Origin of the sequence: Chitinophaga sp. CC14 (genome assembly GCF_048957795.1) — a bacterium.
In the GTDB taxonomy this organism is placed as follows: Bacteria; Bacteroidota; Bacteroidia; order Chitinophagales; family Chitinophagaceae; genus Chitinophaga; species Chitinophaga ginsengisegetis.
In genome coordinates this window covers 293460-313331 of sequence record NZ_JARBFY010000006.1, presented here as the reverse complement: position 1 = coordinate 313331, position 19872 = coordinate 293460, and the positions used below count along the sequence as shown (strand labels likewise).

The window sequence follows — 19872 nt, the reverse complement described above, 5'->3', positions numbered from 1 at the left end:
GTGTAAAACATGAAGAACACAAAGAAAATATTCCTTTATATAGCCGGTGCATCCATCATGCTTGGAGCCTGTACCAAAGATTTCCAGGATATCAACACTACGCCGGGATTACCTACCGTTTCTACCATACCGCCCATGATAAACGGGGTAATCAGTACCCTGTTCCTGAAAGGGCAGGAGCAGGCGGCCATTCATAACGAATACTACTACCCGGTTACGCAGCTGGCTACTATCAGTGGTAGCTCCGGTTACCTGGTGCAGAATGGTGCGCTGGACATCTGGAATGATTACTATGGTACGCTGCAGAATCTGAACCAGATCCAGGATAAGATTAATGCTTATGCAGGAGATAAAGCGGAAATGGATAATATCCAGTCCATCACCTACATTTTACGTGCGTATAAAACCTTGCGCATCACCGATCAGTTCGGGGATATTCCTTATTCAGAGGCAGGGCTTGCGTATACTTATAACACCGCTAATTACCGTCCAAAGTACGATTCACAGGAAAGTATCTATAAAAGCCTGCTGGAACAACTGAAATGGGCGTCACAGCATCTTACCACTGCTGCCACTACACCGGGCGGAAAGGCTTACCAGTCGCTGGGTGCTTCTGAAACATTATTTGCCAATAACATCAGCATGTGGCAGAAGTTTGGCAATTCCCTGCTGCTGCGTTATGCCATGCAGATAGTAGAAAAGGATGCGGCTACCGCCACGCCTTACCTGCAATACGCCCTGAGTGGGATTCCGCTGATCGGCGAAGGAGAAGACGCCGGCATGTGGCCTGGCAAACTGGGTGGCTATGTACTCAACGACAGCCGCTTCTGGTCTTTTACCTCGCATAAATTTGTACGCTTAAGCACTACCTGCTGGAACCTGATGGCGGATGGTACAAGCACGGCACAGATCTTTGATCCGCGGGCAGTGTTGTTCTTTGAAACCAACCAGGCAGGTGCCTGGGCGCCGCTTCAGCCGGGCAGCACCGCCAGCGATAATACCAATCCTTACCAGGATAAAAGGGATGGTGATTTCACCAACAAAGACAACTGCAAATTTTCTCCCTTTAATTATTATATAGTAAGAGATATTTATTATCAGCCTGAATTGTTTCTGACAGCTGCCGAAGTACATTTCCTGAAAGCAGAAGCATATGCACGCGGCCTCGGTGTAGCGAAGAACATGGTTACCGCAGGTACGGAGTACACCGCAGGTATCACTTCTGCCGTGAACTTCTGGTACTTTATTGCGCACAATACCAATGTTACCAATGATGCCTGGTCGAGTGTAGCACCTGCAAGTCCTACGCCGGTACAGATGGCGGCATTCCTGGCTAATCCGAAAGTTGCCTTTACCGGCACCGACGCCCAGAAGCTGGATAAGATCTATGCACAGGAATGGTTATCATTTTTCCGTCAGCCCTGGCTCGCTTATAACTTGTGGAGAAGAACCGGCCGCACGCCGCGTGATGGCAACCCGGCTACTTATGTGAACTTTAACAGGCTGCAATACCCGGAACAGGAATCGATCAACAATACTGTAAATTATCAGACACAAACCGGCCAGATGGGGGGTAACTCCAATACTGTAAAAGTTTGGTGGATGAAATAAGACTGTGAATTTAGATGAATGATAACAGCCCCGGGGAATTCTTTTCCCCGGGGCTTCTTCATATTATCCCTTCCAGGAAAATATTAATTCGCAATTAAATTTTCCTACATTAGCGGGGGGCAGTACATATGCATGCGCAGCTATATAACGATAAAGAACTATTCCAGCTGATTTCGGAAGGCGATGAAACCGCTTTCCGCATGCTCTTTCGCCGGTATGTTCCGGAGCTGCGGCCACTGATATTACATCTGACCAAAACCGGTTCTGTGACAGATGATATTGTCCAGGAAACATTTTTGCGGTTATGGATCAGCCGCGACAAGCTCCCGGAAATAGAAAATCCCCGTTCCTGGCTGCTGCGGATCGTTTTTCACCTGTCGTTTTCCTATCTCCGTAAACAGGTGGTTCATCACAAGGCCATAGATGCCATTACATCAGACTATACTGCGGATGCGCCGGCCAGTTCCACGGAAGAAACAATGGTATACAACGCCATGATGAAACAGGTAAGCGAAGCAGTAGCGCAACTGCCTCCGCAGGCAAAGCGGATCTATCTCTTAAGCCGTGAAAAGGGGCTTAAAATACCGGAGATCGCCGGAGAGTTGTCCATTTCCCCCAACACCGTTAAGAACTCCCTGGTAAGGTCGCTGCAGTTTATCCGGAAGCAACTGGAGCTGTCGGGACACCTTTTTCCCGCCGTGGTGGTGTGGTTGCTGACCCGTTAAAAATTTTTTTCTTTTCCATAGGTCCTAAATATTTACCTGCGCGTCTGTATGTATAGTACCACGTTTTAAGGAAGCGACCACGTTCACTGATTAACAATCAAAAACGATCATAAATTGTCGATACAAGACCGTTTAGCATACCTCCTGCAGCAGGCTGTAAGCCATACTGCTACTGCCAACGAGCTCCAGGAATTATCAGACCTGATCCAGGCTGATGATACCGGACATACCGCCCAACTGGCGGAGATGCTGCTGCGAAAGGAACTTCCCGGCGAAGCAGCGGATTACGACGAAACTTACTGGAACCAGGTGGCCGCTAATATACTGGCCGCCGACCGCCCCGTAGAAAGGGTGGTACCTATGCGTCCGCAATACCGGCGCGCATGGCTGGCAGCGGCCGTTGTATCCGGTGTGTTGCTGTTGGCAGGCGGCGCGTACCGGTTGATGCAAAAGCCGGCTCCCGCACCATTGGCAACGGTTACACCCAAACCGGCCAACGATGTGGCGCCCGGTAGCAACAAAGCGGTGCTTATACTGGCAGATGGCACCCAGGTACCGCTGGATAGCGCTATCAACGGCACACTGGCGCAACAGGGCAATACAAAAATTTCCCGGCAGGGCGCAGGCCAGCTCACCTATACCTATAACGAGGCATCACATGATGCTTTGACCATGCAATATAATACGCTGCGCACCCCGCGTGGCGGCCAGTTCCAGGTAACGCTGCCGGACGGCACCCACGTATGGCTGAATGCCGAGAGCACTTTAAAATATCCCGTTTCCTTTAACGGCCGCAACAGGCAGGTGGAGCTGAACGGGGAAGCCTATTTTGAAGTGGCTGCCAATGCCCACCAACCCTTCCGGGTAATGGTGCCCACCCGTACAGATAATGGAAAGGACAGCCTCGAAATCGCCGTGCTGGGCACTCATTTCAACGTGATGGCATACGACAATGAACAGCAGATTAAAACCACGCTGCTGGAAGGCGCCGTACGCGTAAGCAGCAATGGCAACAGTAAACGCCTGCAGCCGGGCGAAGGTATTGCGCTGAATAAAAGCAACAGCACCTTATCTGCCCCCGCAAATGTAAATACAGAAGAAGCAGTGGCCTGGAAAAATGGATTTATCCAGCTGGAAGGCAACGACATCGCTTCGGCCATGCGTTTGATAGCACGCTGGTATGATGTGGAGGTAATATACAAAGCGCCCGTATCTGCCCACTTCAGGGGTATCATCCCCCGGAATGTGCCGGTATCGCAGGTGTTGAAAATGATGGAACTAACCGGTGAAGTACATTTTGAAATAAAGGGAAAACAACTGATTGTATCGCCCTGAATCCTTTTTCCACGTTACAAAAAACATTGACGTTATGAGTCCTTAATGTTTATTCCATTACCAGTTTTTGAAGTGCCCAAAAAAACCGGGAGCGTTCGCTGCGCCCCCGGTAAGATCCGGGCCTGTAATTAAAATCGCTTTCGACAATTATCATTATCAACCCAAACTACACAAATGTATGCAATTGACGCTTTTTTCCCAAAGCGGGCAACCAAGCCCTGCGTGGGTCAAAAAATTTCCACGATTATCAGTAAAAACGTTCCTGATTATGAAATTAACGGTGCTTTTGATGACCATTACCCTACTGGAGGTACATGCAGCCGGGTATTCACAAACAGTTACCTTATCGCAACGTAACATATCCCTGGACAAGGCCTTTAAAGAGATCAGAAAGCAAACCGGCTATACTTTTTTGTATACCGATGAACAACTGCTTCACATCAGCAAAATTAGCCTGCAACTGAAAGACGCTTCCCTGCAGGAAGCGCTGGACGCCTGTTTCCTGGATCAGCCACTCACTTATACAATCACAGATAAGGTGATTGTTATTAAACGGAAAGGCGCGCCGGTAACACCCGCAAACGCACCGCCAGACAAGGAAGTGAAAGGGCGTATCACCAACGCAAAAGGAGAACCCCTGCCCGGCGTAACGGTGCAGGTAAAAGGTACCAGCAGAGGCGTGGTAACAAATGAAAACGGCGAGTACACCATCACCGTACCAACCGAAAATGCAATACTGATTGTTTCATCCATTGGTTATAATAAAGAGGAAGTACCGGTAGGCGCCAAAAGCGAGCTGCCGGTTATACTCCAGTCCAGCGCTTCCAGTATGAATGAACTGGTAGTAGTAGGTTATGGAGAACAAAAAAGAGGAACACTCACCAACGCTATCACCACGGTAACCGCGGCATCGTTTAAAGACCAGCCCGTAAATCGCCTGGACCAGGTGTTACAGGGCAGGGCAGCGGGTGTACAGGTAACCAATGCGGCCGGTTCTCCCGGCGGTGCTGTGAGAATCCGTATCCGCGGCGCCAACTCCATTACCAGCAACAATGGCCCCATATACGTAGTGGATGGTTTTGTAGGAGCTGAATTTTTTGCCATCAACCCGGATGATATTGAATCTATCCAGGTGTTGAAAGATGCATCTGCCACCGCTATTTATGGTAGCCGTGGTTCCAACGGTGTTATTATTGTTACCACGAAGAAAGGCAGCAAAGGCGCTTTAAAAGTGAATCTTACCAGCCGTTTTTCTTCTTCCACCGTTATTAAAAAACTGGACCTGCTGAATGCCGGTGATTTTGCGGAAACTGCCAACGCACACGCTACGGCGGTAGGCACCACGAAACCATTTACAGACGAGCAGGTAGCAGGCTACCGCACTAATGGCGGTACCAACTGGCAGGATGAAATTTTCAGGGCTGCACCCAGCCAGGAATATTTATTGAGCCTCGCCGGTGGCAACGACAAATCCGGTTATTTTATTTCCGGCAACTACCTGAACCAGGATGGCGTGATCAATAACTCTTCTTACAAACGTTATACGGTAAGATCTAACATCAACTCGCGTCTTTCAGACAGGGTATCTGCCACGCTTAACATCACCGGTTCCTACAGCACCGCGCAGAATGTAGACATCCCTGCCGATGGCCCAAGCAGCCCGCTGGCGCAGGCCATCACCTGGTCGCCGACAGTACCGGTAAGAAAAGCCGACGGTACCTTCACACCCAACGACCCGGTGGGCTCCCTCTTTTCCAACCCGGTGGCATTAACTGTTGACCGTCTCGCGGTAACTGATAGAATGCTGGCTAACATGATAGGAGGTTTCCGCTTTGAAATCCTGCCAGGGTTGAGCTACCACCTGCAGTATGGTGTGAACTACCTGGGATACGAGAACAAAAGTTTCGGCGGAAAGATCACCAACTCAGGCAATGCAACCAGCAGTATCCGGTCCAACAAAGAGATCACGCTCCAGAATACAAACACCTTAAACTACCGCAGGTTATTTAATGAGGTACATAATCTTGATGTAACCGCAGTAATGGAATACCAGCAGTCCACTTATAACTATGTATCTGCCGGCGCCTCCAATCTTACTTACGAAAATTTCCAGTGGTATAACCTCTCACAGGGTACTGCGGGAGGCCCGTCTTCCGGCTATTCCAAATGGGCCTTGTTTTCCCTGGTAGGTCGTGTTAACTATGGTTATAAAGATAAATACCTTGTTTCGGCCGCGCTGCGTCGTGATGGTTCTTCCAAGTTCCGTGGCGATAACAGGTTCGCCTATTTCCCTTCCGTGTCTGCGGGTTGGGTGATTTCAAATGAACCATTTATGCAGGAAATACCGGCGCTCAGCACCGTGAAACTGCGTGGCAGCTGGGGACTTACAGGTAACCAGGGCGTAAATCCTTACGTTACTTATTCGGCCTATTCCAACAGGGTGGCATCTTTTACCAATTCCACTTTCCTGACCGGTATCGTCATGGGTAATATTGGTAACCCTGATCTGAAGTGGGAAACTACCGAGCAAAAAAATGTGGGTCTGGACGTTGGATTTTTAAACAACAGGATTAACCTGACGGCAGACTACTTTATAAAAGATACACGCGACCTGCTGCTGAACGAAACGTTGCCGCTTTACCTGGGTAATAACACCATTACCCGCAACGTTGGTACCGTGCAGAATAAAGGTTGGGAATTATCCGTGGAAGCTGCTGTAATTGATAAAAGCGCCGTAAACTGGAATAGCTCCGTGAATGTTTCTTTTATCAAAAATAAGGTAATATATATCGGCGCTGGTAAGACCATGATCTTTGATCCCAATACCCGCAAAATTGGCGGTGGTATGTCGCAGCAACCCGAATTTGTTGTAATGCCGGGACAGCCGCTGGGCGCTATCTGGGGCCTCACTTACCTGGGCACCTGGAAACCAGGCGATGCAAAGGCCGCGGATTTTGGCGCTAAATCAGGCGATTCAAAATACCTCGATATCAACAGCGACGGAAAGATAGATGCCAATGACTATGGCGTGATAGGTACAGGTATTCCGAAAACTTCCATCGGCTGGAATAACACCGTTACTTACAAAGCGTTTACATTGAACCTGTTTTTCCAGGGTCTCTTCGGATTTGAAAAACTGAATTACAATAACGCGGCTGCCATGTACTATGGCGGAGATGCGCGGGAAGCCACACTGGCTGAAATTAAAGACAGGTATATTCCCGGCGTGAACGAAACATCAGATATCCCTGCCTTCAGTTCCACGAACAGGAACTTCACACAAAGTACCCGCTTCCTGGAAAAAGCAGATTTCCTGCGTCTTAAAAATGTAAGCCTGTCTTACGATATACCAAAATCAAAACTGAAAAATGCCCTTGGTATCAAAGTGTTTGTGAACGCTACTAACCTGTTCACCATCACCAATTACAGCGGTATAGATCCTGAAGCCAATTCCGCTGACGGTGATATCCGCCAGGGAATAGATTTCGGTTCTTATCCAAATGCAAAAACAATTACCGGAGGCGTTACGCTCAGTTTTTAAAAATAACGTACATGACTAAACGATTCCACATGAAAAAGATATTTCTCGCAGCCACGTTGTTATTTGCCGCGGGTTGCAGCAAGGAGCTTACAGAAAGCCCGAGAGGTTTGGTAGGAGGCGCGGAGGCATTAAGCAGCCAGGCAGGACTTGAATCAGCGCTTACCGGCGCATATGGTAGCTTAATGGTGCCATGGACCAGCGGTTTCACCAGCGTATCACAGATTGCTATGACGATGGGCGCCGACGATCTCACCACACATCCCGGTTCCAATAAAGAAGAGTTCCGCGAATTTGACCGCTTCAATGTTACCTCGCTGAATGGCAGGATGACACCCATCTGGCTGGGCTGTTATAAAACGATCCAGTCTACCACCAATATCATCAACAACTACACACGGGTAACGGATGGTACTGTAGCGAAGACACAAACCATTGTGGGAGAAGCCAGCTTCCTGCGGGCTTTGTGTTATTACTGGCTCACCCGCTTCTGGGGAGAAGTACCCATCATTCCTACTGAAATTTATTCTCCCGAACTTCTTACCCTCAAAAAAAGTAAACCTGCGGATGTTTATAAATTGATAGAAGAAGACCTGGCCAGGGCAGAACAATGGGTACCCAACGACAAACGTGATCCGGGAAGACCTAACAAAGGTTCCGTGAAAGCATTGCTGGCAGATGTATATCTTACAGAAGCCGGATGGCCGCTGAAGGATCAGTCGAAATACGCACTGGCAGCCGCTAAAGCAAAAGAAGTGATAGACAATAAAGCAGCGTATGGTTTCGACCTGCACCAGGGAGGATTTTTAAAGATCTTCGCAGGTGGTACAAAGGAAGATGTGTTCACGCTTTTCACCCGCGGGCAATGGTCTACCTACAATTCATTTTACGGTCTTTCTACCATGCCGGAAAATGAAGGCGGCTGGAGCGATTTCTTTCCGGAGCTGAAGTTCTTCAACAACTTCCCGGCAGGCAAAAGAAAAGACGACACCTTTTCCACGGAGTTTGTAGTGAACGGCACTACCATTCCCTGGCAGCAAACTACCACCAAACATCCTTACTATAAAAAGTTCACGATCCAGCAGGCAGGAGATAAGGCCGTATACATGTCAAACAACCCGGTGATCATGATCCGTTATGCACATGTATTGCTGATCTACGCCGAAGCGCAGGCCCGCTCTGCCGGTACTCCCAACAGCGAGGCATATGCAGCCATCAATGCTGTGCGTGACAGGGCCGGATTGGCGCCATTGGCTGCAAACCTGTCGGGCGCTGATTTTGCTGCTGCGGTGGTGAATGAAAGAGCCTGGGAATTTGCAGGTGAATGGAGCCGCTGGTTTGATCTTGTGCGACTGGACCAGGTAGCTGCAGCCAACGCCGGTAAAGATCCCGGTGATCTGCAGCCTGCCGGAGCCATCACCCAGGCAAATTACTGGTTGCCTATACCCGGTGTAGATGCATTGGTAAACCCGAATTTATAATAACCACGGTTACTCATCCTAAATGAAGCGTTATGAAAAACATCTCAACACTTTTGGTGTTGCTGTTCGGCGTGTTCCTATGCGGTCCGCTCCAGGCACAATACCTGCTTTTAGATAACATGGAAGGTAGCGGCCCCTGCTCCGGCAGGTGGACCTACTACGCCGGTAATACCACTACGGGGAAGGTGCAGTTCGGTGTGCCTAACCCCAGTGTATCCGGGCTGAATACCAGTCCGCTGGTAGCCAAGTTCATAAAGGATACTACCTGCTTTGAGTACATGAGTGCAGGCAGCAGCCTTACCGATTCATTCGACCTGTCTACCAACAGCACCTTTAAAATGCTGGTGTATGCCAGCACGAAAGATGAGATCATGTTTAAGCTGCAACCCGGCGATAACTACTCCAAAGCGGTGTACTTTACCTACAAAGTAACCCAGATCAATCAATGGGAAGAAGCAACATTTAATTTTCAGAGCGTAAAACAACGGACAGATTTTAACCGCATCGAAGTACATTATATCGATGGCAAGAAAGCCAATGGTATCCTGTACTTCGACCTGGTACAGGGTCCCAACCCAACTGGTATCACGGTAAAAGATACCAGCATTTTAATGGGGCACGAGAATGGCGCAGTACTCACCGCTACGGTGCGCGGAGGCGTATTTGATTCCGTACTCACCGCGGCTAACTGGACCGCCACCAACCTGCCTCCCGGCGTTACTGTCGGCAATGTGCAACGGGTAAATGATACCATTGCGCGTGTTACGCTCAGTGGCAACTCACCCGCTAATTATTCCCGGGCTATTTTAAAGCTAACTGTTGCCGGAACGGAACTGGTAAACGCCAACACTGCTGCATACAATGTAAAAGGCAATGTGGTGTTTGAAGGTAATCCCAACTGGACGGTCATCTTCAACGATGAATTTAATACCGATGGCGTACCGGATGTTACCAAATGGAAAGTAGATCCGCAGCCCAAAGGCTGGATCAATGGAGAACAGCAGGTGTATACAGATACCACGCACGATAATGCACGTGTGAAAGATGGTAAGCTGATCATCAAAGGCAAGAAAGATTTCCCCAATGGAAATACCACCGAGCCCTGGTCATCTGCCCGTCTGATTACACAAGGCAAAATGGACTTTCTGTATGGAAGGGTAGATGTACGCGCCCGGTTGCCCCGTGCCCGCGGCTCCTGGCCTGCTATCTGGCTGATGCCCACCAGCAGCGTTTATGGCGGCTGGCCCAAAAGCGGTGAGCTGGATGTAATGGAACATGTAGGTAATAATTTTGGTACGGTACTGTCTACCGTGCACACGCAAAACCATAACTGGACCAATGGCGGCCAGGTATCAGGCACTAAAATTTTGCCAGATGCAGATACCACGTATCATGTGTACAGCATGGAATGGAGTGCGGACTCCATCCGGTTTTTGTACGACAGCATCAAAGTGCTGACCTATCCTAATCCGCATACCGATTGGAAAGACTGGCCCTTTGACCAGAAGTTTTTCCTCATACTGAACGTTGCCATCGGTGGTGGTATGGGAGGTAGCATTGTAGAAGCAGATTGGCCGGATAGCATGATGGTGGATTATGTACGCATTTCCCAGAAAGGATTAGGCACACCCGTGCTGGACTCCGTGGCGGTAACACCCGCCACGCTGACGTTCCTTCCCGGTAAAACGCAGCAATACACCGTCAAAGCACTGGACCAGAACGGGCATGTAATGGCGGTTACACCGGTATGGAGTGTTACCGGCAGTGGTAACAGCATCACGGCAGGCGGGCTCGCCACATTGAACGACACCGCTAAAATTACCGCCACCATAACAGTAGACAGCGTCACCAAAACGGCCGCGGCTATTGCCAACCGGCGATCTGCCAACTATAAGCCGATACCTGCAAAAATAGAGGCCGAGAGTTTCGACAACAGCAATGTATGTTGCACCGAGTCCACATCAGATACTGGTGGTGGGCTGAATGTAAGCTACATTGGATCAAGCAGCTGGCTTGAATATGATATCAGTGTACCGGATAGCAGCGAATACAGGATTCAGTTCCGCGTGGCTGTTAATTCAGTTTCCAGCCTGAAGGTAATGCTGGATACCACTACACTGCAAACTGTAACCCTCCCCGCAAGCGGTGGCTGGCAAAACTGGATCACAGTAACGTCGGCGCCTATACGCTTACTACCCGGACAGAAAACGATCAGGATCCAGGCCGGCAAAGATGGCTGGAACTTCAACTGGCTGCGCTTTATCCGTGCCGATTCTATTTCACTGGCAAGGCTTACCGTTAAACCGGATACAGCAACGTTGATCACCGGCGCCACAAAACAATACACGGTTTCCGGCTATGGACAGGATAGCAGCGTGTTCACCGTAAACCCGGTTTGGTCTGTTTCCGGCACAGGTAACAGCATCAGTACAGCTGGTTTGTTCCAGGCTAACGTGGTGGGCGATTACACCATCACGGCAACTGCGGGAACAGTGAGCGACACCGCCAGCGTGCATGTAATTGCCGCACCCCGGTTAACGCGTATTACACTTACACCGGATACGGCTGCTGTACCGTTTGGTGCATCGCAGCAGTTTACGGCGAAAGGGTATGATCAGCGCGACAGCCTCTTTGCCTTTACGCCTGTATGGACAACCACCGGCGCCGGTAATTCGATCAGCGCAACAGGTGTATTCACAGCCGGCAATACGCCGGGTAGCTTTACCGTTACCGCATCCCGCGACTCTATCAGCGCTACAGCAGTCGCTACTGTTGGCAATTTCTGTTCGGTTAATAATAAGTATGAAGCAGAAAGCACCTCCAACCGCTCTACCAGGCCAATCCTGCAAGCCTGCACGGATGTTGGCGGCGGACAGAACTTCACCAATATGTATGGGGGCGACTGGTTTGCTTACAACACGTTGAATGTACCTGCAGCCGGAAAGTATACCATCAGCTTCCGGATTTCGTCCACAGCGCCGTCGGTGATATGGATAGGGCACAGCGGCTTTAATTTTGGCAGCATTACCCTGCCATCTACCGGAGGGGTATGGCAAACCATCAGCGACACGATTACGTTGCCAGCACTTAGCTATACAGGTATTCATATAACATCGGGTACCTTTAAGTTCAACTGGTTCAGCATCGACAACTGTCCGGTATCGCCCATTGACTCTTCTTCCGCCCGTATCGCTTCCGCTTACAGCGATGTAAAATTAAAGTACGCACCCGGATCAACAGACACCAAAAAGGTGATCTTCTATCCAAATCCAACAACAGGACAACTTACCCTGGAATTAAAAGAACCGGTGTATACGTTGCTTTCTGTGCTGGACATGCATGGTGCGGTAGTTAAATACTGGCGCATCAGCAAAGGACAAACACGCATCAATCAGAACATCAGTTCATTGCCGGCAGGTACTTATCTGCTTAAACTGGAAAATGAATTTAAGGCCATTACATTTAAGGTGATTAAACTCTGACAGATGTATTTGCTATGAAGAAGAGACGCTGCTGGTCAGCGTCTCTTCTTTTTTAAACCGGGTAGCAGTACCTGCTATCAGGAACGCCGGAATTATTCGGTCCCGGAGAAGAGATAGTGCATTGATAGTGCATGGATAGTCCATGAGATACGCAAGTCCGGGGCATTGGAGACTCATTCGGGAAGTAATGGAGATATAGTCAATATCGTGCTGAAATAAGTCAAAGAAATCACTACATCATTCCCCTGCACCCACTACCTTCGCAACCAAACCACGATTATGAAAATTCACCACCTGCTATTAGCGGCATCGCTGTCTTTATTCTCCTGTAAAGATACCGCCCGTCAAAACAGCCGTTACGGAATGGTTACAGGCCTCCGGCCGGAGAAGATAGAAGCCTATAAATCGCTGCATGCAAAAGTATGGCCGGACGTGCTGAAAACGATTGAAGCATGTCATATCCACAATTATTCCATCTACCTGAAAAATATAAATGATCACTGGTTTTTGTTCAGCTATTTTGAATACACCGGTACAGATTTCAAAGCGGATATGGAGAAGATGAAGCAGGACAGCACCACCCAACAATGGTGGAAAGTAACAGCGCCCTGTCAGCTTCCTTTACCGGATGCAGCCGCTAAAGGAGAAACATGGTCGGGGATGGAAGAAGTATTCCATGTGGAATAACGTAGCCTAAAATTAATACATCCCGTATCGGTTTTTCATTAAATTTATGCTCTGTAATCAAACCGGTACGTTTGTCATTCGTTCAGTTATACAATGAAAAAGAGCTCCTTGCCAGCGTTTCCCTGGGAGATGAAAAGGCATTTCATGTCCTCTATTACCATTACAGTCCGCGTATTTACAGCAATTTATTAAAACTGGTCAAATCAGCTGACCTTGCCCAGGAGTTGCTACAGCAGGTGTTTGTAAACACCTGGCTCCGGCATGAGGCGATTGACCCGGAGAAATCTTTCCGTTCTTATTTGTTTACCACTGCCAATAACCTGGTGATCGATTTTTACCGGAAAGTAAAACGGGATAAGGTTTTGATGGATAAGTTGCTCGCTGCGGCGCAGGAGTATTACCTGCATACAGAAGAATGGCTGCACGAAAAAGAAACCATGCACCTTATACAGGCTGCTATAAATGATCTTCCTCCCCAGCGTAAAATCATATTTACGCTTTGCAAACTGGAAAACAGAACCTATAAAGAAGTAAGCGAGTTGCTGGGTATTTCTCCTGCCACGGTCAACAGCCAGATCGTAAAGGCTACCAGCACCATCCAAAAGAAGCTGATGGCCAACCGCGATGTGGCCGGTATACTGCTGGCATACCTGATCCTGCGGTAACAATTCCTCCCCACGCAGAAACAGGTTTGAATTTTTTTTCCTTCCGGGTAAATGTAAACCTTCGTTCGTTCGTATTAGCTGATATGAACCAAGATCCTGATGAATCTTTTTTAAAAGAATTATTTGCCAGATTTCTGGAAAACCGTTGCAGTGAAGAGGAGATCATCCTGTTGATGGAGTATGCGGAGAAGGAAGAATACAGGGAAATATTTTCGGAGATGATCAACCGGGTAGGAACAGAAGACCACCCGGCAGAGGAAGATCTGTATGCCATGCACAAGGAAGTGATCGACGGGGTGGCTGCCCGTATCACGCCACCGGTACCGGTCCGCAAAGAAAAAACACACAGGTGGCTGCCTTACCAGGTGGCTGCCGCAGTGGCCTTCCTGTTACTGGCAGGAGGGGGGTGGCGCTGGTATTCCCGTTCTTCTTCCACAAGCCAGGTAGCACAGCATACCGTTGCTCCTGCGCTTGCAAATGATGCCGCACCGGCAGGAAAAAAGGCCATCCTGATTTTAGCTAATGGCGCGTCTGTGACTTTAGACAGCGTTGCCAGCGGGCTGCTTACCCGACAGGGGCAAACACAAATCATTCAATCGGCCGGCGGAAGCCTGTTGTACAGTTCAGCGGCAGGCGCATCTGCAGAACCGCTGTATAACTCCATCATCACCCCGCGTGGCGGGCAATACCAGGTAACCCTGTCAGATGGTACTAAAGTATGGCTCAATGCCGCGTCTACATTGCGTTTTCCGGCGGCGTTCACAGGTACGCAAAGACAGGTAACACTAACCGGAGAAGCCTACTTTGAGGTGGCAAAAAATGCAGACAAACCTTTTTTAGTTACCGTGAATAACTTACGGGTAACAGTACTTGGTACCAGTTTTAATATCATGGCGTATGAAGATGAAGCGGCCGTTAATACCACGCTGCTCGACGGCGCCGTAAAGGTAACCGAAGGCAATAACGCCACACTGCTGCAGCCAGGAGAACAGGCACAGGTGGTTAGCCAGGGGAATATCCGCGTAGTGAAACACGCCGACCTGAACGCCGTGATGGCCTGGAAAAACCGTCTTTTCTGGTTTGAGCAGGATGATATCCATACCGTAATGCGGCAATTGTCAAGAGAATACAATATAGCGGTGGAGATCCGGGGTAATATCCAACGTCATTTTACCGGCTCCATCCCACGCGATGTGAATGTATCAACCGTTTTGGAAGTACTCGAAAAAACAGGCGGAGTACACTTTACAATGAACAATGGAAAAATAATTGTCACACCTTAAAACATTAGTTATGAACACCTGACTGTAACAACCGCCAAAAAAACCGGAAGCGGCCTAATGCTCCCGGTCAGTAAGGCAAAAGAAAACAATTCTTTCTGGTAACCGTAATCTTTTATCCCAAATCAAATGTATGTATTTGAATGCTTATTTCAAAGGCAGGGGAATCCTGTGCCTTCTCAATTCCTCAACTGCAAAGGTTATGCAACTCACAGCTATTGTATTGCTCGCCGCATGTCTGCAGGTATGTGCTACCGCCCGCGCTCAGAAGGTAACCATATCCGGCAGGAACATATCTTTAAAAGAGATCTTTACTGAGATCCGGAGTCAGACCGGCTACAACTTTATTTATACCAACGAAGACCTGCAACACGTAGTGCCTGTAACACTCGATGTAAAGAACGCCGCACTCCGCGATGTACTGGATATCTGCTTTGCCCGGCAACCGCTCGATTATGCCATACAGGAGAAAATAATCATCGTAAAGCCCAAAGCACCGGTATTGCCCGCAGCGGCCAATGTAACAGGAACCGTTACCGACGCAGTTACCGGCAAACCACTGCCCGGGGTTACCATCCAGGTAAAAGGCACTTCCACCGGTATTGCTACGGATGAAAAAGGCCACTACAGCCTGAGCGCACCGGATAATGCAGTGCTGGTATTTTCGTACCTGGGTTATATAAAGAAAGAAGTACCGCTGGCCGGGCAAACAATGGTGAATATTATGCTTTCACCTGCCAATACCGGCCTCAGTGAAGTAGTGGTGGTAGGCTACGGCACACAACGAAAAGAAGACCTGTCCGGCTCAGTATCTTCCATTAACTACGACCAGCAGCTGCAAAACCGCGCCATCACGGATGTATCACAGGCATTGTCCGGGCTCGCTGCCGGCATCTCTGTATCGCAAACTTCGGGGCAGCCAGGCCGCGACGGCGCAGTACTGCGCATCCGCGGGGTAGGTACGCTCAATAACTCCGATCCGCTGGTACTCATCGATGGCATCGTGGGCTCGCTGAATAACCTCAACCCTAACGATGTGGCCAGCATCTCCATTCTGAAGGATGCGGCCTCCGCTGCCATCTATGGCTCGCGTGCGGCCAACGGTGTAATCCTCGTTACCACCAAAAGAGGCAAAAAAGGAAAAACGGTGATCAACTACAACGGATCTGCCGGCGTACAAAAAGCTACGCATCTCTTTGAACCGGTTACCGACTATGTAACCTACATGCAGCTCATGAACCGCATCCAGAAAGCAGATAACCCGGGTAATACGGACCTCTTCAAACCCGCTACTATCGATGCCTGGAAAAATGCCACCGACCGGGTATTGTATCCCAATACCAACTGGATGGATGTCATCTTCGGCCAGGGCATCATCACCCGGCACAACCTGTCGGTGAGCGGTGGAAATGAGAAAACAGATTATTATCTATCTATGGGATATCTCTATAACAAAGGGATCATGGAATCTACAGACGCTACCAAATATACCCTGCGTCTGAATATGGATCATAAAATAAGCGATAAAATAAAAATAGGCGCTAACCTGAACTCCTACTGGAATAAGGTGAACGAACCCTTTGATGTAACCACCCTGTTATATTACAGCGCCAACTCCGTACCAGGTGTAACACCCACTATGGCGAAAGACGGCGTAACAAGATACGGCGGCAGGAACACGGATGATGAAAGTCCCAATGCCATCAACCCGCAGCAGTATATGGATACCTGGTTTTATCCGCAGGTAGGCCAATACTCTTTTGCGAAGTTATATGGCGAATGGGAAATTATGAAAGACCTGAAATGGCAGGTAAACGGCAGTGCGGAAATATATAACAAGGAAAGCAAGCAGTATAAATATTCCGGCGCTGTGCAGAACCTCTGGAACTTCCAGAAGGATGAAGTAACCGTGAGCAATGCCTCCGTTCCTTCTACACTGTATCAGAGAAACGATAACAGTCTCGCACTTACTTTTTATACTACCCTCAACTACGATAAAACATTTGCACAGGATCATCACGTGTCCGTTTTATTAGGCGCCAGCAGGGAAACCAGCAGGAATGCCTGGTTTTCCGGCAGCGTACAGGGCTTCCCCTCCAACGATACCTGGGATCTGAGTGCGGGCCTGTCGCAACCCATTGTGGGAGGTACCTCGTCATCCTATGCACTGTCTTCCTACTTCGGACGGGTGAACTACAACTACAAAGAAAAATACCTGCTGGAAGCAAACCTGCGCTACGACGGATCTTCCCGCTTTGCCGCCGGTAACCGCTGGGGAATATTCCCATCGTTTTCAGGCGCATGGCGATTGAGCCGGGAAAACTTTTTCCGCAATGCAGGGCTGTCTTTTGTAGATGATATCAAGATCAGGGGTTCCTGGGGTAAACTGGGTAACCAGAACATCGGGCTGTATCAATACATGGGCCTGTATGCAGCGGGACAGAACTATATTTTCGGCAACAGCCTGTCGGCCGGTTTAGCGCCAAAGGCATTACCCAACCCGGATATCACCTGGGAAAGTACCGCTACCACAGATATCGGGGCAGACATCAGCCTGTTCAGGGAACATTTTGATATTACATTCGACTGGTACAACCGCCGCACCAGCAACATCCTGGTACAGCTGCCACTGTCATCTTTATATGGCGCGCTTACCCCGCCATACCAGAACGTGGCAGTAGTGCAGAACAGGGGATGGGAAGCCGCACTCGGATATAAAAATACCGTGGGATCTTTTCAATACGCCATTAGCAGTAACCTGAGCCACAATACCAATAAGGTGTTGCGCTTCCAGGGCAACCCCGATGTAATACAAAGTATCGGCAATAACTCTATCATCAAACAGGGACTACCTATCGGCGCATTATACGGCTACCAGGCGCAGGGCACTTTTAAAAATCAGCATGATATCGACAACTGGGCCAAACAAAAATTGTCGGGTTCCAACAAACCAGGCGATCTTAGATACGAAGACGTAAAACAGGATGGTGTGATCAATGGCAGCGACCGGACTTACCTCGGCAGCGTTATTCCTGAATATACTTATGGTCTTACCCTCCAGGCAGGATACAAGGGCATCTCTTTGTCGGTGCTGTTCCAGGGCATCGCCGGTGTGAAAAGGTATTACCAGAACCTGTGGTACACCAGCGCCGTACGTTACGGCCGGGAAATCAATTCCCATTTCCTCAACGCCTGGTCAACGGATAATCCCAACAGCGATATCCCGCGGTTAACAACAGACAGCAACAGCGATAATACGCAGGCATCTTCTTTCTGGGTACAGAACGGCTCTTTCCTGAGAGTAAAAAATATGCAGCTCTCTTATAATTTCCCGGCAGGCTGGCTGAAGAAAACATTCATTGCAGGAATACAGCTATATGCTGATGCGCAGAACCCTTTCACCTGGACAAAATATAATGGACTGGACCCGGAAACAGGTAACTACACCGATTACCAGATTGAGAATCCAAATGTGCGCACTTTCTCTTTGGGAATAAATGCCTCATTCTAAACTAGTGTACCATGAAAAAAATAACGCTTGCGCTTTATATAATCCTGCTGGCAGGATGCACAAAAGATTTTCTGAATTCCAAACCCTCGGACCAGCTTTCAGATACCAACTTCTGGAAGTCGGATGCAGATGCACTTTCCGGTATCACTGCCATCTATGAGCAGATGCAGCACAACTACCAGATTTACGGCTACAACCCAATGACGGATGGAATGACGCCCAATGCCTGGATCTGGAGCGATTATCTCGAAGGATATGGCGGTATCTCCAAAGGCAACCTGTTGCCTACGCTTATCACACCCGTAAATGATAAATGGGTGCAGCTGTACAATGGTATCTACAAATCGAACCTGGCGCTGGAAAAAATACCGGGTATAAAAATGGATGAAACATTGAAGGGACGCCTGCTGGGAGAAGCACAGTTTTTACGCGCACTGTTTTACTACAACCTGGCCGACTATTACGGTGGCGTGCCGCTTATTGAACATACCCTGCAACTGGGCGCAGAGCTTCCCGGCAGAAATACCCGCGAAGAAGTGCTGACTTTTGTGGAAGCACAATGCGACGAAGCAGTGAAATCCCTGCCTGCAGTGTATGATAAAGCCAATACCGGCAGGGCTACACAGGGCGCTGCCCTGATGCTCAAAGCAAAAGCGCTGCTGCTGGGAAAACAATATCAACAGGTAGCGGCAGTAGCCAAACAGCTCATCGACAAAGGCCAGTACCGCCTGTATGATAACTACGAAGCCATGTTTACAGATGTGGCAGCAGAAAACAACGCGGAAGTAATATTTGATGTGCAATATGCCGGACCAGGACTGGGAGAAGGCAGCCCGCTGGATGGATTTATGGGCCCTCAAAGCTCTTTCGGAAAAGGCTGGGACCAGGCATATCCTACGCAGGATCTCGTAAACAGTTATGAGATGAAGAACGGGAAGATGATCACCGATCCTGCTTCCGGGTATGATGCGGCCAACCCGTTTAAAGACAGGGACCCGCGGCTGGATTATACCATCATCCGTCCCGGCTCCGTATGGAAAGGGATTGCTTATGACAACATCAAAGTAGGTGGTGCAAAATCAACCTTCATCGGCTACCTGCCCAGGAAGCATGTATTAACGGTAGATGGTTTCAACTGGGGCGACTCCCCGCTAAACTACATCGTGTTCCGGTATGCCGATTTACTGTTACTGTATGCAGAAGCAGAGAATGAAACAAACGGTCCGGATGCCGCGGTATATAATGCCATCAACCAGGTGCGGGCAAGAAAAGGCGTAGAGATGCCTGCTATCCCTGCCGGCAAAACAAAAGAACAGATGCGTGATATTATCCGCCACGAAAGAAGGATAGAACTGGCCTTTGAAGGTATTTACTATTCAGATATCCGCCGCTGGGGTATTGCGAAAGAGCTGATGGATGGCGCTGTGATTAAAACAATGACGGGCCAGCAACTGGATGTCCGCCATTTTGTGGACGCCCTTTATCTCTGGCCGGTTCCACAGGGAGAAATTGACCTGAATCCAAAACTCAAACAAAATCCCGGCTACTAACTTCCGC

General features: G+C 49.0%; 11 protein-coding genes. All 11 read left to right on the top strand.

Going from position 1 to position 19872, the window contains the following annotated elements; all coding sequences use genetic code 11:
- Positions 1–9: 9 nt before the first annotated feature.
- The 11 genes from PV783_RS31730 to PV783_RS31680 all read left to right on the top strand — a co-directional run bounded on the left by PV783_RS31730 (position 10) and on the right by PV783_RS31680 (position 19865).
- The gene (locus tag PV783_RS31730; RefSeq protein WP_079472054.1) at positions 10–1611 is read left to right on the top strand and encodes a SusD/RagB family nutrient-binding outer membrane lipoprotein; all 1602 of its coding nucleotides are present in this window, start codon (positions 10–12) and stop codon (positions 1609–1611) included.
- 128 nt (positions 1612–1739) lie between these two features.
- On the top strand, positions 1740–2336 hold the full coding sequence (locus PV783_RS31725) for an RNA polymerase sigma factor (protein WP_079472053.1): 597 nt from the start codon (positions 1740–1742) through the stop codon (positions 2334–2336).
- A 114-nt stretch (positions 2337–2450) separates the two neighbouring features.
- On the top strand, positions 2451–3671 hold the full coding sequence (locus tag PV783_RS31720) for a FecR family protein (protein WP_420990814.1): 1221 nt from the start codon (positions 2451–2453) through the stop codon (positions 3669–3671).
- Between the two features lie 268 nt (positions 3672–3939).
- The gene (locus PV783_RS31715; protein WP_420990813.1) at positions 3940–7212 is read left to right on the top strand and encodes a TonB-dependent receptor; all 3273 of its coding nucleotides are present in this window, start codon (positions 3940–3942) and stop codon (positions 7210–7212) included.
- Positions 7213–7241: 29 nt separating this feature from the next.
- Positions 7242–8690, top strand: a complete 1449-nt coding sequence (locus PV783_RS31710) for a RagB/SusD family nutrient uptake outer membrane protein (protein WP_420990812.1) — start codon at positions 7242–7244, stop codon at positions 8688–8690.
- A gap of 32 nt (positions 8691–8722) precedes the next feature.
- Positions 8723–12172 carry a carbohydrate-binding protein gene (locus tag PV783_RS31705; RefSeq protein ID WP_420990811.1) on the top strand — a complete coding sequence of 1150 codons (3450 nt, stop codon included), beginning with the start codon at positions 8723–8725 and terminating at the stop codon, positions 12170–12172.
- A 279-nt stretch (positions 12173–12451) separates the two neighbouring features.
- Positions 12452–12859 carry an L-rhamnose mutarotase gene (locus tag PV783_RS31700; RefSeq protein WP_420990810.1) on the top strand — a complete coding sequence of 136 codons (408 nt, stop codon included), beginning with the start codon at positions 12452–12454 and terminating at the stop codon, positions 12857–12859.
- Between the two features lie 71 nt (positions 12860–12930).
- Positions 12931–13524 carry an RNA polymerase sigma factor gene (locus PV783_RS31695; protein ID WP_159454408.1) on the top strand — a complete coding sequence of 198 codons (594 nt, stop codon included), beginning with the start codon at positions 12931–12933 and terminating at the stop codon, positions 13522–13524.
- A gap of 83 nt (positions 13525–13607) precedes the next feature.
- Entirely contained in the window at positions 13608–14807 is a 1200-nt protein-coding gene (locus tag PV783_RS31690) for a FecR family protein (RefSeq protein ID WP_420990809.1), read from the top strand.
- A 199-nt stretch (positions 14808–15006) separates the two neighbouring features.
- Positions 15007–18315 (top strand): TonB-dependent receptor, encoded by a 3309-nt coding sequence (locus PV783_RS31685; RefSeq protein WP_420990808.1) that lies wholly within the window; start codon positions 15007–15009, stop codon positions 18313–18315.
- A gap of 11 nt (positions 18316–18326) precedes the next feature.
- A complete protein-coding gene (locus PV783_RS31680) occupies positions 18327–19865 on the top strand; it encodes a RagB/SusD family nutrient uptake outer membrane protein (protein WP_079472044.1) in 1539 nt (512 codons plus the stop codon).
- Positions 19866–19872 lie beyond the last annotated feature (7 nt).

Coding starts and splice junctions, on each gene's coding strand:
- PV783_RS31730 (WP_079472054.1), top strand. CDS start 10: ATGAAGAACACAAAGAAAATATTCCTTTATATAGCCGGTGCATCCATC.
- PV783_RS31725 (WP_079472053.1), top strand. CDS start 1,740: ATGCATGCGCAGCTATATAACGATAAAGAACTATTCCAGCTGATTTCG.
- PV783_RS31715 (WP_420990813.1), top strand. CDS start 3,940: ATGAAATTAACGGTGCTTTTGATGACCATTACCCTACTGGAGGTACAT.
- PV783_RS31710 (WP_420990812.1), top strand. CDS start 7,242: ATGAAAAAGATATTTCTCGCAGCCACGTTGTTATTTGCCGCGGGTTGC.
- PV783_RS31705 (WP_420990811.1), top strand. CDS start 8,723: ATGAAAAACATCTCAACACTTTTGGTGTTGCTGTTCGGCGTGTTCCTA.
- PV783_RS31700 (WP_420990810.1), top strand. CDS start 12,452: ATGAAAATTCACCACCTGCTATTAGCGGCATCGCTGTCTTTATTCTCC.
- PV783_RS31690 (WP_420990809.1), top strand. CDS start 13,608: ATGAACCAAGATCCTGATGAATCTTTTTTAAAAGAATTATTTGCCAGA.
- PV783_RS31685 (WP_420990808.1), top strand. CDS start 15,007: ATGCAACTCACAGCTATTGTATTGCTCGCCGCATGTCTGCAGGTATGT.
- PV783_RS31680 (WP_079472044.1), top strand. CDS start 18,327: ATGAAAAAAATAACGCTTGCGCTTTATATAATCCTGCTGGCAGGATGC.